The 14,746-nt window shown below is 61.9% G+C and carries 12 protein-coding genes; 2 read left to right on the top strand and 10 right to left on the bottom strand.

Going from position 1 to position 14,746, the window contains the following annotated elements; all coding sequences use genetic code 11:
- Positions 1 to 75: 75 nt before the first annotated feature.
- Genes addA through ABQ278_RS00640 form a run of 7 tightly spaced genes read right to left on the bottom strand, consistent with a single transcriptional unit; the run spans position 76 to position 9,646 of the window.
- Positions 76 to 3,576: a double-strand break repair helicase AddA gene (gene addA / locus ABQ278_RS00670; RefSeq protein ID WP_349320748.1), complete on the bottom strand. Its 3,501-nt coding sequence runs from the start codon at positions 3,574 to 3,576 to the stop codon at positions 76 to 78.
- A complete protein-coding gene (gene addB / locus ABQ278_RS00665) occupies positions 3,573 to 6,569 on the bottom strand; it encodes a double-strand break repair protein AddB (protein ID WP_349320747.1) in 2,997 nt (998 codons plus the stop codon). Before addB ends, addA begins: the two co-directional genes overlap by 4 nt.
- Entirely contained in the window at positions 6,566 to 7,279 is a 714-nt protein-coding gene (locus ABQ278_RS00660) for a nucleotidyltransferase family protein (protein ID WP_349320746.1), read from the bottom strand. Before ABQ278_RS00660 ends, addB begins: the two co-directional genes overlap by 4 nt.
- Positions 7,276 to 7,977, bottom strand: coding sequence for a phosphotransferase (locus ABQ278_RS00655; protein ID WP_349322187.1), 702 nt, complete (start codon positions 7,975 to 7,977; stop codon positions 7,276 to 7,278). The genes ABQ278_RS00660 and ABQ278_RS00655 overlap by 4 nt, the downstream gene beginning before the upstream one ends.
- Positions 7,859 to 8,374, bottom strand: a complete 516-nt coding sequence (locus tag ABQ278_RS00650; protein WP_349320745.1) for a hypothetical protein — start codon at positions 8,372 to 8,374, stop codon at positions 7,859 to 7,861. Before ABQ278_RS00650 ends, ABQ278_RS00655 begins: the two co-directional genes overlap by 119 nt.
- Complete coding sequence (tsaE, locus tag ABQ278_RS00645) at positions 8,374 to 8,829, bottom strand: tRNA (adenosine(37)-N6)-threonylcarbamoyltransferase complex ATPase subunit type 1 TsaE (RefSeq protein ID WP_349320744.1); 456 nt, start codon at positions 8,827 to 8,829, stop codon at positions 8,374 to 8,376. Before tsaE ends, ABQ278_RS00650 begins: the two co-directional genes overlap by 1 nt.
- Positions 8,822 to 9,646, bottom strand: coding sequence for a GNAT family N-acetyltransferase (locus ABQ278_RS00640; protein ID WP_018080663.1), 825 nt, complete (start codon positions 9,644 to 9,646; stop codon positions 8,822 to 8,824). Before ABQ278_RS00640 ends, tsaE begins: the two co-directional genes overlap by 8 nt.
- A gap of 85 nt (positions 9,647 to 9,731) precedes the next feature.
- On the opposite strand from ABQ278_RS00640, the gene ABQ278_RS00635 reads away from it, so the two are divergent.
- Entirely contained in the window at positions 9,732 to 9,881 is a 150-nt protein-coding gene (locus ABQ278_RS00635; protein ID WP_018080662.1) for a hypothetical protein, read from the top strand.
- 120 nt (positions 9,882 to 10,001) lie between these two features.
- Positions 10,002 to 10,880, top strand: coding sequence for a hypothetical protein (locus ABQ278_RS00630; protein ID WP_349320743.1), 879 nt, complete (start codon positions 10,002 to 10,004; stop codon positions 10,878 to 10,880).
- 152 nt (positions 10,881 to 11,032) lie between these two features.
- Here the strand turns inward: ABQ278_RS00630 and rplS are convergent, their stop codons facing one another.
- From rplS to ABQ278_RS00615, 3 genes are all read right to left on the bottom strand, one after another.
- The gene (gene rplS, locus ABQ278_RS00625; protein ID WP_349320742.1) at positions 11,033 to 11,476 is read right to left on the bottom strand and encodes a 50S ribosomal protein L19; all 444 of its coding nucleotides are present in this window, start codon (positions 11,474 to 11,476) and stop codon (positions 11,033 to 11,035) included.
- Positions 11,477 to 11,519: 43 nt separating this feature from the next.
- Positions 11,520 to 12,242: a tRNA (guanosine(37)-N1)-methyltransferase TrmD gene (gene trmD / locus ABQ278_RS00620; protein ID WP_349320741.1), complete on the bottom strand. Its 723-nt coding sequence runs from the start codon at positions 12,240 to 12,242 to the stop codon at positions 11,520 to 11,522.
- 116 nt (positions 12,243 to 12,358) lie between these two features.
- Positions 12,359 to 14,698: a TonB-dependent receptor domain-containing protein gene (locus ABQ278_RS00615; RefSeq protein ID WP_349320740.1), complete on the bottom strand. Its 2,340-nt coding sequence runs from the start codon at positions 14,696 to 14,698 to the stop codon at positions 12,359 to 12,361.
- Between the last annotated feature and the right edge of the window lie 48 nt (positions 14,699 to 14,746).

The following is a 14,746-nucleotide window of genomic DNA, read 5'->3' as shown; positions in this document are numbered from 1 at the left end:
TCGCTTTTGGGAAAAACGCGCGACGGGACGTTGTTACAGTTTCGACTTCATAGGTAGTGAATAGGCGACCATAAATCAACGACTCAAAATTTCGCCAAGCCTGAGATTTACTAAAGCCTCGCTTAAGGGCGTCAATCTTGGTCCATCCGTCCACAAAAGCGCCGCCTCGACCTGGTGGTTCGGATAGATCTGCCGCAGCAAGGCGACATAGCCGGCCATCTGGCGCTGGTAGGCGATGGCGGCGCCTTCCGCCGTCTCCGGCGCCGGGCGGTTCGATTTGTAATCGATAATGACCACGCGGCTATCGGTCACCACAAGCCGGTCGATCCGGCCCGACAGCATGATCTCGTCGCCGCGCCCGGTTCTGCCAATGCCACCGGCCAGCGCTATTTCCGGGCGCGATTGCGGACCAAAAGCCTCGGCAAAACGCGCATCGTTGAGGACCGTCATCACCGCCTGTGCCATTTCGCCGCGCTGATCGTCGGTGAGATCGGCCTGGCGCTCCAGATAGCGCGCCGCCACCTCAGGGCGCTTGTCCGTCGCGATATCGGGCAGAATTTCAAACAGCTTGTGGATCAGGATGCCGCGGCGATAACGGCCAAGGCCATTATGCGATTCGAGCGGCGACGGCGCGCGTTCGTCCTCTTCGCGGTCTTCGTCGCCCATCTGCGAAATCGCTGCCCAGCGCTCCTTGCCGCGTTCGCTATCGACATCGGCCTGCGCCACAAGCGCGGTCACGAAGTCCGGCAGGATGACCTGGGGCGCCAGCACCGCCGCCTCGGCGCTCAGCAGAGGCGAACGGGCACCGTACAGCGTCACCACCGCCTCTTTGATTTGTTCCTCATCATCGAACGGCGCTTTCAGGGCCATCGGTTCCAGCGTGGTCTCCGGCAGACGCGCAAAGGCATCGCTCAGCAGGTCGTACCATGGGGCGAAGGCGTTGTTCTTGCCGGTCGCTTTCTTGCCGGCATAGCCGCACAGCGTCAGGCGGTCGCGGGCGCGGGTCAGGGCCACGTAGAGCAGGCGCAGGCCTTCCTGCTCGTCCTTCAGCGCCTTGGCCGCCCGGATGGCGCTGATATTGGCTGTATCCCACTTTCGTCCGCCTACGCATAGATAAAGGTCACCACTCTCACCCCGCAGCAGAAGATCGTCCTTGTTGGCGCTGGTGTGCTGCGGCCCGATCGGCAGGATGACCCAAGGCGCTTCCAGCCCCTTCGAGCCGTGAACGGTCATGACGCGCACCGAACGGCCGCCCTCTTCCTGCTCACGCTTGATCTGCGCCGCCTTGAACTCGAACAGATCAAGACAGGCGGAGAGGCCGCTATCGCCCACGCCTTCGCCTTTCAGCGCCAGGGCCAGGGTTTCTTCCAGCACATCCTCGCATTCATCACCAAGGCGGGTCAGGAAACGCTGCTTGATCGAGCGTCCGGCGTCATCGCGGCGATTGAGCACCCGCGCCAGAAAATCAAAGGCGGTCAACTGGTGCGCCGCGCGATGTGCCCATAGCAGAAGCACGCGCGCTTCGGCGAAACGGTCGTCCGTATCGGGATGATCGAGCAGCGCGCCCCACAGAGGGCCTTCGCGGCCCTGCGCCAGACTGTAAAGGTCGTCCTCACTGAGATCGCATAGCGGACTGCGCAAAACGCAGGCCAGTGACAAGCTGTCATTGGGCTGCAGACAGAAGCGCATCAGGGCGCGCAGGTCCTGAAAGGCGATGTGGTCGCCCAGTTTCAGCCGGTCAGCGCCGGAAACCGGCACACCGGCTATCTTCAGTTCACGGATGATATGTTCAAACAGATGGTCGCGCTTGCGCACCAGAATGAGGATATCGCCCGCATGGAGCGGACGCGGCGACTCGGTTTTCTTGGTATAGACGCTGCGGCCAGCCTCGATTTCGGCCTTGATGGTGGCCGCCAGTTGCCGCGCCAACCGTTTCGACGGCGGTTCGTGCGACGGGGCATCGACCGGCGCGATATCGGCGTCATCCGCCATTACCTCCGGTGCCTCGATCGGGCGCACCAGCGGCCATAGCTCGACCAGACCCTTGTGAGCGTTTCGCTGCGCCTTGTGCACAATCGTATTGCCGGTGAAATTGAGCGCATGAGACAGATCCGGCGCCGGGAAGACGGCGTCGACGAAGCCGAGAATCTCCGGCAGGGTGCGCCAACTTTCGACCAGATCGGGGGCGACGAATTTTTGCTCAGCGGCGCGCACCTGAGCGTCGAAATACTGGCCGGCATCAAGGAACTTATCCGGCTGCGCGCCCTGAAAACCATAGATGGATTGTTTCTCATCACCTACGGCGAAGACGGTGCGCGCCAGATCCGACTGGCCGCGCCCGGAGAAAAATTCCGCCGACAAAGCCTTTACGATAGCCCACTGATCCTGCGAGGTATCCTGCGCCTCATCGACCAGAATATGCTCCAGCCCGCCATCGAGTTTGAACAACACCCAGACCGACATCAGGTGATCAGACAGCAGGGCCTTGGTCTTATTGATCAGGTCCTGGAAATCGAGGGCGCCTTCCTGACGTTTCTGCGTCTGGTAGATGGCGCTGAAAATGGCGAAGAGGCGCAGGCCATCCAGCGTGTTTTCGGCGATTTCCGCCGCCTTCAGGCGTTGCATCAGATCAGCGACATCGACCGCCAGCCGGTCCATCAGCAGGGCGTCGGCGGCGCTGGTCTCCTTGGTGTAGGGGCTTTTGCGCGGCTCGTCCTTTTGCGTGAAGAACACCGTCTTGAGCACGTCGAAATCGAGCGGCTTACCGGCCATCTGCGCCTCGATCAGCGTCAGGAAGGCCGCCCCCGCCTTCTGATTGGTGCTGGTGCTGCCCGCCATCAGTCCGGCGGCGAGATCACGGATCAGTTGCCACTCCAGACGGTTTTCATAGGCCTCAAGGCAAGCATGTGTCGTGCAGACACCCTCCAGCCCCAGACTGACAAACAGGTCATGCGCCCAGTCGCCTTTGGCCTGAAGCGCGTCAAAATGTGCTTTGATGTCATCGTGTTGATGTATGAACTGCTGTAATAACCGCTCGAAGCCCATAACCTTGAGCTTGCGGATCAGTCGGTCGCGCGCCGCCATCACCTCAGCCAGTTCCGGCGTATCGAGCGTTAGCAGACCGGCGCTGGCCTTTTCCGACAACTGCCCGCCGATCAGATCGTCCAGCATCTGAAAGGCGGGTGATAGCCCGGCTTCGAGCGGGAAACGGCGCAGCAGCTTTTCGCAGAAACCATGCAGGGTCTGGATTTTCAGCCCGCCCGGCGTTTCCAACGCCTTGGCGAACAGGGCGCGGGCGCGCGGCAGATCGTGTACCGCCTCATCGATGCTGGCCAGGTCACGCGCCAGCTCGTCATCGGCCGCCACGGCCCAGCCGCCTAGGCGCTCGAACAGACGGCCTTGCATTTCGGCCGCCGCCGCCTTGGTATAAGTGACGCACAGAATGCGCTCCGGCTTGGCGCCGCCCAGCAACAGGCGCGCCACGCGGTTGACGAGGGTCGAGGTCTTACCCGAACCGGCATTGGCGGTCAGGAAAGACGAGGCTTTCGGATCGGCCGCTATATTTTGAGCGTTCATGCCTCTTCCTCCGCTTCGGAAGACTCGTCATCACCCAGGACACTCCACTCGTAGAGCCGCGCCAACTGGTCGTAATCGCCGCCGCGCACCTTCAGGAATTGCGGCGCGGTCCATGACAGGTAGGGTTTGGAGGGCTCGGCATAATCATCGAGCCGGCGTTTTAGGCTGGCCAGCGCCGCTTCGGCCAGATCATTGGCGTTTTCGCCCTTCTGCACGGCGGACTTTTCGGTCGTGCTGTCGGGCGACACCCGCACATAGATCAGGTCGCCGATCGGCTTGTCGCCATCGATGCCGGCAAAGCCGCCATGGCGCAGGATCGCCGCCGTCAGGGTCAGTTGCGGATAGAAGCCGGCCGTCACCTGTTTGGCGGAAGGCGGCTGGCCGGTCTTGAAATCGAGAATATCGACGCCGTCCTCGCGCACCTCGATGCGGTCGGACTTGGCGATCAGGGTGAAGTCGCCACCCGCCGTAGCCATCACCAGTTCGCCGCGTTCCTCGATGCGCAGTCTTGGTCTTGCCGCGCGGCGCTCCGCCTCGAAGGCGACGAATTCGCGCGCCAGATCGGGCAGGAGGGGCCGTTGCAGCGCCATTTGCGACGGTGACAGGTGCGTGGCGGCGAGCTCTTCCTCCAGCATGGCGGTCAGGCGGCGCACGCCTTCCGGGCCCAGCACGTCTTCCGCCGCAAAGCGCTCAAGGCTCTTGTGGATGGCGGTGCCGCGCTGGCGTGCCTCGACCGGCTCATTGGGGCGGTCCATCGGTCGCAAACCCAGGATACGCTTGGCATAGATGGCGTAAGGATCACGCACAAACACCTCGACCTCGGTGACCGACATCCGATCCGGGCGCACGGCCACCGGCGGCTTCGGTGCCGGGCGAACCGCCGGACGCAACAGGGCGGGCTTGGTTTTCAGGCCGCAATCCAGCGCGCGTGACCAGGCCAGCACGTCCGGCCGCGTTTCGATCTTGATGCCTGCGCCATCGCACAGGGTTTGCAAGCGCCACAGCCAGCGCGAGGCCACCTGTGGCTCACCTTCACGGCGATGGCGGGTGACAAGATAGACCTCTGGCGCCGTGGCCGCCTGGACAAAATCGTGCGCTGACAGGCCGGTGCGGCGCTCCGGTGTCGGCAAGCCCAGCTTCTGGCGCATCGGGCGGGAGAGAAACGGGTCCATGTCCGGCGCCTGCGGCCACACGCCTTCTTCGAGACCCGCCAGAATCAGCCGGTCGGCCTTGACGAGGCGCGCTTCGATGGCGCCGAGAATGAGCAGGCGCGGGTGGGTGTTGCCGCCGGTGCGCACCTTGCCCTTGCCGATCAGATGGCTGAGGATATCGTTGACCTCGCGCTGACTGCTGACCGTAAAGCCGGCGCTTTCGCGGATCAGTTCGGCCAGCATTTCCGAGGCCTGCGCGCCGGGTGCTCCGGCCCACAAAACCTGCCCTTCATCGGCCGCCAGACGTTCGGCCAGTGCCACAACGCGAACAACGGCTTCACTGAGTTCGCTCGGTGCAGCCGCGATGGCCGGCTGCATCAGGCCTAGATAGTCCGTCCACAGATCAAGTGCTTTTTCATCCGCAGCCAGGGCAGCCGTAATCGCGTCCGTATCGTTGGGCGTAGCGCCGCGCAGAGCCCGCGTTTCCAGTCCATACAGGCCCTTGTGGCCCGACAGACGGCAATAGGGGTTTTGCAACAGGCTCAACAGCCGCACCGGATCGTGTGGCGTCTCCATCAGGCTCATCAGATCGAGCAGGAAACGCCCGGTCAGGCTATTCGAGAGCGGCTCACCGGCCGAGGAATTGGGCTGCAAACCCCAGCGCGACAAACGCGCGGCCACGCGGCGCGACAGGGTAATATCGGGCGTGATCAGCGCCACCACCTTGTTCGGTTCTTCCAGACATTCGCGCATCAGAAGCGCGATAGCCGAGGCCGCCTCTTCATCACGCGCCGTGTGGATCTCTACCAGCCCCTTCAGGCCTTCCGTCAGGGTGTCGCCCTCTTCGGCCCTGAGCACGGCGATCTGCGCCAGCCAGTCCTTGGTGGCCTCGGCGGGACGCAGGGCTTCATTGATCAGGCGGCGGCGGGCATCGCCCTTGCGGTCGGCCTCCATCGAGGCGGGCCATGTATGGATCTGGTCGCGCGTCACCTTGTGGCGGTCGAGCGTGCGCTTCATCGTGCCTTGCGGATGCGATTCCTCGATCTGCGCCCAGACATCTTCGGCCAAATGGAGATCAAGCCCCGGCAGGACCACGGCCCCCAGCGGCCCTTGCGCCACCACATTCATCAGGTCGGCCATCGAGGGTGCAGAGCCGGTCGAACCCGCCAGAATGAGCGGCGTATGCGGCGGATGCTCCGTCCACTGATTAACCAGACGACGGATCAGTGTCACCTGCCGTTTTGATGGGTCCATCAGGCCCAGGTCATGCAGGCGTTTCGGCCATTGGCGCACGGCCACATTGAGGAATTTCGCCGAAATCTGCCAATGGCTGGCCCAGCCTTCGAGCGCATACTGGTCTTCGCCAATACCCGAGACGAGATTTTCCAGTTTGCCGACCGCATCAACCTCTTCCAGCGCCAGCGAATCGAAGAAACCCGCCAGGCTGTCGGCCAGTTCGAGCGCCAGTCGGGCGGACACCTCGCGGCCTTCGAGCCCGTCATATTCAGCCGTGATCAGGCGCGCCAGCTCGAAGCGACGGCGCAGGGGGGAAAGCGCCGGCGGCAGATCAAGCCCCAGCGATTCGAGATCAAACGGCGGCTCGCCCTCATCGAGGTCGCCGATGGCGCGGATCTGCGGCAGCAGCAAGGCCCCACCGCGCGCCTGTTGCGAAAACGATCGCGCCATCGAACGCGCGCCGCGCCGTGTCGGCGTCAGGATTTGCGCCGTTGAGAGCCGGTCACCGAGCGATTGACAGATACCCTTGGCCAGATCGTTGAGGAAGCACCGCCCCGACGGGATGGTGAACCAGCGCGGTCCTTGTCTGGCGAAAATGTCGTTCATGACCTAAGGCACGCCTCGGCGGCATCGCGCGCCGCCGGATCACCGACGTGCATCCAGTCGCCGGTCATGACGCTGCCGTGCAGACGACCTTCAGGCGCGAGTTTGCGCCAGATTTTCGACAGCGAAAAGGCCGCTTCATCGACGCCATCGACAATCTGTGGCTTGGTGATCTGCACGCCCATATAGGCATAGGGCGACTGCGCTGCCTCAACGCGAAAGCGCAAGGCGGTGCCGTCCAGAAAGAAATCGCCCGCGCCATCAAAGCCCATGGAACGCTCAAGCGGAGCGAGCATCAAGGCGGCGTCCATGGTGTTTGGGTTCCACAATCGCGCCAGATCGTTCATGGCGTCATGCCCAGCCTCTTCCAGCCAGACGCTGTCGGTATTGACGATCCAGACCGGATCGTCACCCAGCAGGGGGCGGGCTTTTTTCAGGCCGCCGCCGGTTTCCAGCAGGGCCGCGCGCTCGTCTGAAATGATGATATCGAGATCGCTGCGTGTTTTCAGATGCGCTTCCAGCTTATCGGCGAAGTAGTGGACATTGACGACGAAACGCTTCGCGCCCGCCGCCTTGAGGCGATCGAGCATGTGGTCGATCAGGGTCCGCCCGCCGACCTCGACCAAGGCTTTCGGCCTGTCATCGGTCAGCGGACGCATCCGCGTACCCAGGCCGGCGGCCAGAATAAAGGCGGTTTCAGGGGCGCGTGTCATGATATCAGCCTGTCGTTGAACCCATAGCGGCCGAACCAGTCGCGCAAGCCCTCCATGCCGTCGGCACGAAGATTGCGGCTTAGGTGCCCCCACATGCGCGGCATGAAGGCCGCATATTTCGGTTTGTGATCCCGCGTCACCAGACGGGCGAATACGCCGAGGATACGCGCGGCGTTAAGCGTGGCCAGCGCCGTATAGTCGCGCATGAAGGCGACGCGATCGACCTGCGGACGCAATTTGAAATAATGATCCAGACACAGGGCTTCCAGCTCGGGCGACACATCACGGCGGGCGTCCTGCAACAGCGACAGCAGATCCCAGGACGGGTGCGCGCGCAGGGCATCCTGAAAATCGATCAGCCCGACGCGCTGAACGCCCTCGCGTTCTGGCAACCACAGCAGGTTTTCGGCGTGGAAATCGCGATGGATAAAGACGGTTGCGCCGGCTTCAGCGCGCTGGCGCAAGGGCGCCCACAGCGCTTCCCATTCAGCCAGGGCCATCGTATCCAGCGTGCAGGCGGGATCATAGCGCGGATACCACTCGGTGAAGACCTCGGCGCCTGTTTTCAGCGCCAGAGTGTCATAGTCGAGCAGGGGCCAGCCACCCGGCAGCACGTCCGGCGGCGTCACCGCGTGCAGCTTGGCCTGAACCTCGATGGCTGCCAGATAAAGCGGCGTTGCGTCCTGCCCCTGGTCGATCAGGGTCACAAAGACATCGGAGCCCAGGTCTTCGCTGATCAGCAGGCCATTGCCTGAAGTCCACCGCGATGATGTCCGGCGCCGATAGCCCTTGCGCCCGCAAATAGTCGGCCACCGCCACAAAGGCCTCAATGCGGCCGCCAGAAAGGCGCGCCAGGGCGAAATAGCCCGATGCCCGCCGCTCGGTTTCGCTTTCTCCCGGCAGGCAGAGCTCTGCCCCCGGTACGGGCGGCTGATCCATCAGCATAAAGCTTTGACCATCGGCGCGTATCAGACGCTCATAGTGGCGCGTTGAGGCGTCACCGGGCAGGGGCTGGCGCGTGGCATCGGCAAAACCGGCATCGCTCAGGAAGCGCTGTTTTAGACTTTCACGATCTGAAAAGTTGAAATCCGGCATTATGTTCTGAAGCGCCCATGCGGTGTTATCGTGACCTTTCGGCCCTGGTCTCTATCGGCTTCTTCTAGGATGATATCGAGGCGATCGTCAAAGCCCAAATGACCCAGCCGCTCCGGCCATTCGATCAACAAAACGCTATAGGCCAAGGCGTCTTCGAGGCCCAGTTCGTAAGATTCTTCCGGCGCTTTCAGACGATAGAGGTCGAGATGGGCGATCTGAAAATCCGCTGCGTCATAGGTCTGCATCAGGGTAAAGGTCGGCGACGGCACGTCCTGATCGGGATTCGTCAGTGTGCGGATGATGGCACGTGCCAGCGACGACTTGCCCATGCCGAGACCGCCATGCAGATAGACGATATCGCCGCTTTTAAGCTGGGGCGCGAGGCGTGCGCCCAGATCGATTGTGGCGGCTTCATCGGGCAAATGCAGGGTTTGGGCTTTGGTGAGATCAGGCATGAAACGGCTCGTCGGGATGGGCTTGCAGCGTCTGTTCGACATAGGCCTTAAGGCTGTCCGTGTCCAACCCTTCGGTCTGCGGCGCGATCACCGGCCCCACGGTCAGGTCGAAACGCTTGCCGGCCTTGTTGAGGAACTCATGGAACAGGGTGATATCTCGCAGTTCCTGCGAAAAACGGTTGAACAGGTGAAACCAGACGCTGTCCGGCCCGGCAAGGTGCATCGGCACGATGTCCGCGTTATATTTCTGCGCCAGCGATACAGCGGTCGGCGCCCACGCCGGATCGACCAGCCGGCCCTGAGCATCGCGCCTGGCCAGCCGTCCGGCCGGAAACATGACGACGCAGCGTTCGGCCTCGAAAGCGGCCTTCGCCCCTTGCAGGGTGGCACGGGTCTTGTCGCGCGTGCGCTTGGCCTCGACCCATTCCACCGGAATAAGCGCCTCGGCGAAGCGCGGATTGACGCGCAGGGCGTCGGCATTGGCGAAAAAGATGGCGTCAGGCCGGCGCTTCAGGAGGGCGTCATAGACGGCGATGCCATCAGCGATGCCGGTCGGGTGATTGCAGACGACGACGCAGCGGCCGGACTGTGGCACGCGCTCAAGACCGCGGGTGACCACCTCAAGCGACAGCAGTTTCGAGACGTAATCGAGGCTTTCCGCACCGCCCTTGTGCGCCACCGCATCAGCCATGCGCACGGCCTTATGGCGCCCCAGGAGGGCATAGAGTACAGGCTGCGCGACAGGCCAGACGGGCGAGGCCACCAGCCCTGGCGCTCGCTCATGGATCAGTTCGTCGATAATATGCCGTGTCGCCATGGCCCTTGGTAGACCTGTTTGCCCGATCTGAGCAAGCACTCGGCAAGCCCTTGGCAATCACGCCGCATCCCTATATGACGGGTTCATGCCCGATAGCCTTGCCAAACCGCTAAGCGTCAAACCTGTCAGCGAAGATCGTCGCCGCCCCAAGGCGCTGCTGCCCTATGTCGCTCTGTGGGTCATGGCCATAGGGTGTGTGGTTTTTGCCCTGTGCACGATGTTTCTGCAGCGTTAGGGCGCTTATCCGTTCATTTGAATGGATTTCTTATATTAACCATGATGCCTTTCGCGTTAGCACGTTAACGATTATAGTCGGCCGCAGATGAGCGGTGCCGCAAGGCGCGTGGGGGTACATATGAACCGTAAATTCCTGCTATGGGCCATGGCCTTTGTAGTGATCTGCCCGACCCTGTTTGGCGTCGGTTACTGGGTGTGGTGGGATCAGGTCCAGCGTTATGCTCCGGTCACCATCGCCAGCCCGACCGATGCCGCCGCCATTACCAGCCTGTTGACGCGCGCCGATTACGTTTCGCCCGATTTCCAGAAGGACGTCCTTACCACAGGCCCCGCATCCGGTATTACCACAGCCGTGACCAAGCCGGTGGACAAGCGCTGGGTCTATCTCGTCACCTACCGCGATTGCGCCCCGTGCCGCGCCTATGAGGATGTCGAGTTTCCGCGCCTGCAGGCTGGTGGCGTCGAGACCCGCATCGTCGCTTTTGCCCGCGAGGACAATGGCAATGTCAAGCAATCGACACCGGAGGAACGCTCGACAATCGCCGAGCTGTGGCTGAACCGGAGCTGGCTGCTCTATCAGCAATGGCGCAATGCCGCTCCGGAAGCCTGGAAGGCCGAGAATATCGCCGTGGCCGATAACGATCTGGCGCGCTCGGGCGTGGTCTGGGCGTCGCGCGACTTCATCAACCAGCTTGCGCCGCTGTTGCGCAACAGCAAGGTCAATGTCGCCTATCCCATCGTCATCTGGCGCAACAAGAATAACGAACTGCGCGTCTGTAGCTGCGCCAGCAACAAGGCCTATCACTTCATCCGCGAGGATCTGGGCTTGCCCGGCGATCTCGAAACCGATGTCAAGGATCTGCTGCATCTCCCTAAAAACCTGATGCCGTTTGGTAGTGAAACCTCGGCGTCGTCCTCATCCTCCAGTCTGGCGCCGGCGCCTGTATTGAGCGCCGACAAGGATTATGGTCCGGGTGCGGCGCCATCGAGCTTTTAGAGCGCTTTCCGAAAAGTGTGACGCACTTTTCGGATAAAAAAGCGCGTCAAAACAAAAAATCAGATCGGAACACGCTCTAAGGCCGGCGATCAAACAACAAAAACCCCGCCCTGTTGCCAGAGCGGGGTTTTTTATTGGGTCGGTTTAAAAGCTTACGCTTCGGCGTCCGGGTTGCCCGAGGACTTAGCGGCGGTCAGTTGCGCGCGAAGTTCGGCGCCCTTGGAGCCGCGCGTCGAGTTCATCGAACGCTCGACGATACGGGCAGCCTTACCGCGGCGATCGCGCAGATAGTAGAGCTTGGCGCGACGGACAACACCGCGACGCTTCACTTCGATGCCTTCGATCAGCGGCGACAGCAGCGGGAATACGCGCTCAACGCCTTCGCCGAAGGAGATCTTGCGGACGGTGAAGTTTTCATTGATGCCGGCGCCGGCACGGGCGATGCATACGCCTTCGAAAGCCTGAACGCGTTCGCGCTCGCCTTCCTTGATCTTGACGCTGACGCGCAGGGTGTCGCCAGGCTGGAATTGGGGGAATACCTTGGTGCCGCGCATCTTGGCGACTTCTTCGGCTTCAATCTTTTGCAGCAGGTTCATAGGAACGCTCCTAATAATTATGCGTCTTTCGACACGTTGAGGCTTATTTGCCTTTTAGCTGTGATTTGGAAAGATACGCCGCCCATAGATCAGGCCGTCGTTCCTTCGTGGTCGCCTCTCTTTGCTCCTGTCGCCACTTGGCAGCCTTTTTATGGTCGCCGTTCAGCAGCACTTCGGGGATGTCGAGGCCCTCGAACGTCCGCGGTCTTGTGAACTGCGGCTGCTCCAGGAGTCCATCCTCAAAGCTCTCATTATCGAGACTGGCCTGTGCGCCGAGAACCCCCGGTATAAGTCGCACCACTGCCTCGATGGTCACCATCGCCGCCGCTTCTCCGCCCGCAAGGACGGCGTCGCCGACGCTGATTTCTTCGAACCCGCGGCTGTCGAGCACCCGCTGATCCACCCCTTCAAACCGCCCGCACAGGACAATCAGCCCTGGGCGTGTGGCCCATTCCTTGACCTTCGCTTGCGTCAGGGGCCTGCCGCGTGCGCTCATATAGACAAGAGAGCGATCATTAAACTCTATCGAATCAAGAGCTTGCGCGATCACATCCGCCTTTAAGACCTGACCGGGGCCACCGCCCGCGGGGGTATCGTCAAGAAAGCCGCGCTTATCGCTCGAAAAGTTGCGAATGTCCAGTGTTTCCAAGGCCCAGCGCGCAGATTCTTTCCAGGCCGTGCCGATCAGCGAAACGCCGAGCGGCCCCGGAAAGGCTTCCGGAAACATGGTCAGGACGGTGACTTGGTAAGGTGTAGGGTCGGACATGCCGGCTCTATAACCGCAAGCGGCGCAAGAGTCACCCATCACAGCCAAGAAACCCCGATCATCACGGCACAGGCGCTGTGTCCCCCCTCCCGAAGCGTGGGAAGGGGGATCGAGGCTTAGCGCTTCAACCGCAGGGTCAGGCCCACGGCGCGGGGCTGGCCAAGGAACGCTTTGTAGCTGCCAGACTGGAACGGTGCGGAAAACGCGACCTGGTAATAGGTCTCGTCCGTTAGGTTCTGGCCCCACAGTTCCAGCGCCCAGCTTTCATCTGGCGCACCAATGCTGAGGCGACCATTATAGAGGGTATAGGCGCGTTGCAGCTTGATCGGCGCAAGATCGGAGCCGGTGTTGTAACTGCTGTTATACTTGGCCGAGAGGGTGGCAACGAAGCGGTAACGACCGACGGCGCGAGCATAATCGACGCCATAAACGCCCGACCAGCGCGGCGCGAACGACGCTGTGCCATTGGCCACCAGCGGCACGCCCGGCACGGCTTCCGGCCCGAACGTCGCTTCGTTATAGGTCACGCCGCCATTGAGGGTGAAATCACCGACCAGATAGCGGCTTTCGACCTCGATACCCTGGCTTTTCAGGCGCGGCACCGAATTGACGACAAAGTTGGTGCCGAGGAAGGTGTTGAGCTGGAAGTTGCGGAAGCTTTCATCGAAGGCCGCGACATCGAGCGCCAGACGGCGGGAGAGGAAGCGGCCCTTGAAGCCGATCTCGACGGATTGCGAGGTTTCACGCTTGAAGGATGTATCGGTATCGGCCGTCAGGTTGCTGTTCTGCTCGCGATCGAGATTGAAGCCCGCGCCCTTCCAGCCTGTGGCGTAGGAGGCATAGGTCATCAGGTTTGGTCGCGCCTGCCATTTCAGCTTGAGCGAGCCGGTGGTGGCGTTATCGGTGTTCTTCTGTGTCAGGGTCAGGTCGTTGAACGCCGGATTGGACCACGGCTGGCAGATGGTCGTCTTCACCGAGGCGCTGGCACAGGCAATCCCGTCATCGCTGTTGGTATAGGCAGAGGTCAGGCGCTTGGTTTGGCTGTTGTAGCGCAGGCCGCCGAGCAGAGAGACGGTTTCGCTGATGTGCCACTCGGCATGACCAAAGATGGCGGTGTTGCGCTCGTGCTGACGATAGGTGTCGTGATTGCCTTCGCCTTCGACAAAGGATTGTCCGACAGGGAGGCCAGTCAGTTCCGATACGCGGTTGATATTCGTGCCGCCACTCAACAGCAGGCCGAGATAGGATTCATAGTCGGCGCCATAAAGGGTTTCGTCGTGGCGCGTCAGGTCTTCCGAATTGGCGTAGAGACCGGCCATCCATTCCAACGCGCCGTTTTGGCCATTGAGGCGGATTTCCTGCGACCAGGTATCGATCCGGTTGCCGAAGCCGCCATTGGGATCGCGGTAATAGATATCGGCGCTGGAGAAATCGGCGTCATAGCCGTTGGTGTGATCCCAGTGGCGATAGGCGGTGATCGAGGTGAGCTGCATATTATTGGCTAGGCGCAGATCCCATTGCGCCGAAAGGCCAGTATCAACGATCTGCTGCTCGGTCGAGCGATTGGCCCACGCTTCGCGGGCCTTCGGATCGACCACCGAGGCTGTGCCGTCATCGGACGCCAGTTGATCGACATAGGCGCGGGTGCTGCCGATGGCGATGGCGGTGCCGACGCAGCACGATTCATCGCGCTTGGTGTAGTCGCCGATGAGGCGCAGGCGCGACCAGCCGTCGCCGTCATAGAGCAACTGACCGCGCGCCGACCAGTAGTTCTGATCGCCGTCGTCGGTTTGGGTGCGCGGCCCGTCGCCGGTATGGACCTTATATTGCCCGTCGCGCTGGCGCTTCACCAGCGACAGCGAACCAGCCCACTTATCGGCCAGCTTGCCGGTGGTGTAACCGGCGACGCCGAGCGTGCCCTGCTCGCCGGCCGTCAATTCGAGCGATGCGTGCGGCGTGAACGACGGCAGCCTGCTGACCACCTGAATGATGCCGGCCGATGCGCCCTTGCCGTAGATATCCGACTGCGGCCCTTTGAGGATTTCGATGCGGTCCAGCTCGCCCAGATCGCTCATGGCGGTTGCGGTGCGGGCGCGCGACACGCCATCAATCACCACGCCGACCGAGGAATTGAGGCCGGGATTGTCACCCACCGTGCCGACGCCGCGCAGGCGCGCCGTGGTCTGGGCTTCGTTGGCGGTGGAGGTGATCAGCAGCGACGGGGTGAGGGTCTGCAGGTCCTTCAGATCGTGCGCGCCGGCTTTTTCAAGCTGGGTGCCGGAGACAACCGAAACCGTCAGCGGCGCGCGATTGAGCGGCTCAGCCTTCTTTTGCGCGGTGACGATCACCTCGGTTGGGGCGGTATCTTGGGAAAACGCAGGAAAGCTCAGCCCCGCCAGCATCACGCCGGCGAGCGCCGTGCCTGTCAGGAGACGGCACGAAAGGGGTAACATCATATTTGGCCTCTTTTTGTAGCCCCATTTTCGGGGTCTATACGGAATCCG

The sequence above is a fragment of the Asticcacaulis sp. MM231 genome, assembly GCF_964186625.1.
Taxonomy (GTDB): Bacteria; Pseudomonadota; Alphaproteobacteria; order Caulobacterales; family Caulobacteraceae; genus Asticcacaulis.
The sequence above is the reverse complement of the archived record's forward strand: the minus strand, read 5'-3'. Positions and strand labels throughout refer to the sequence as shown.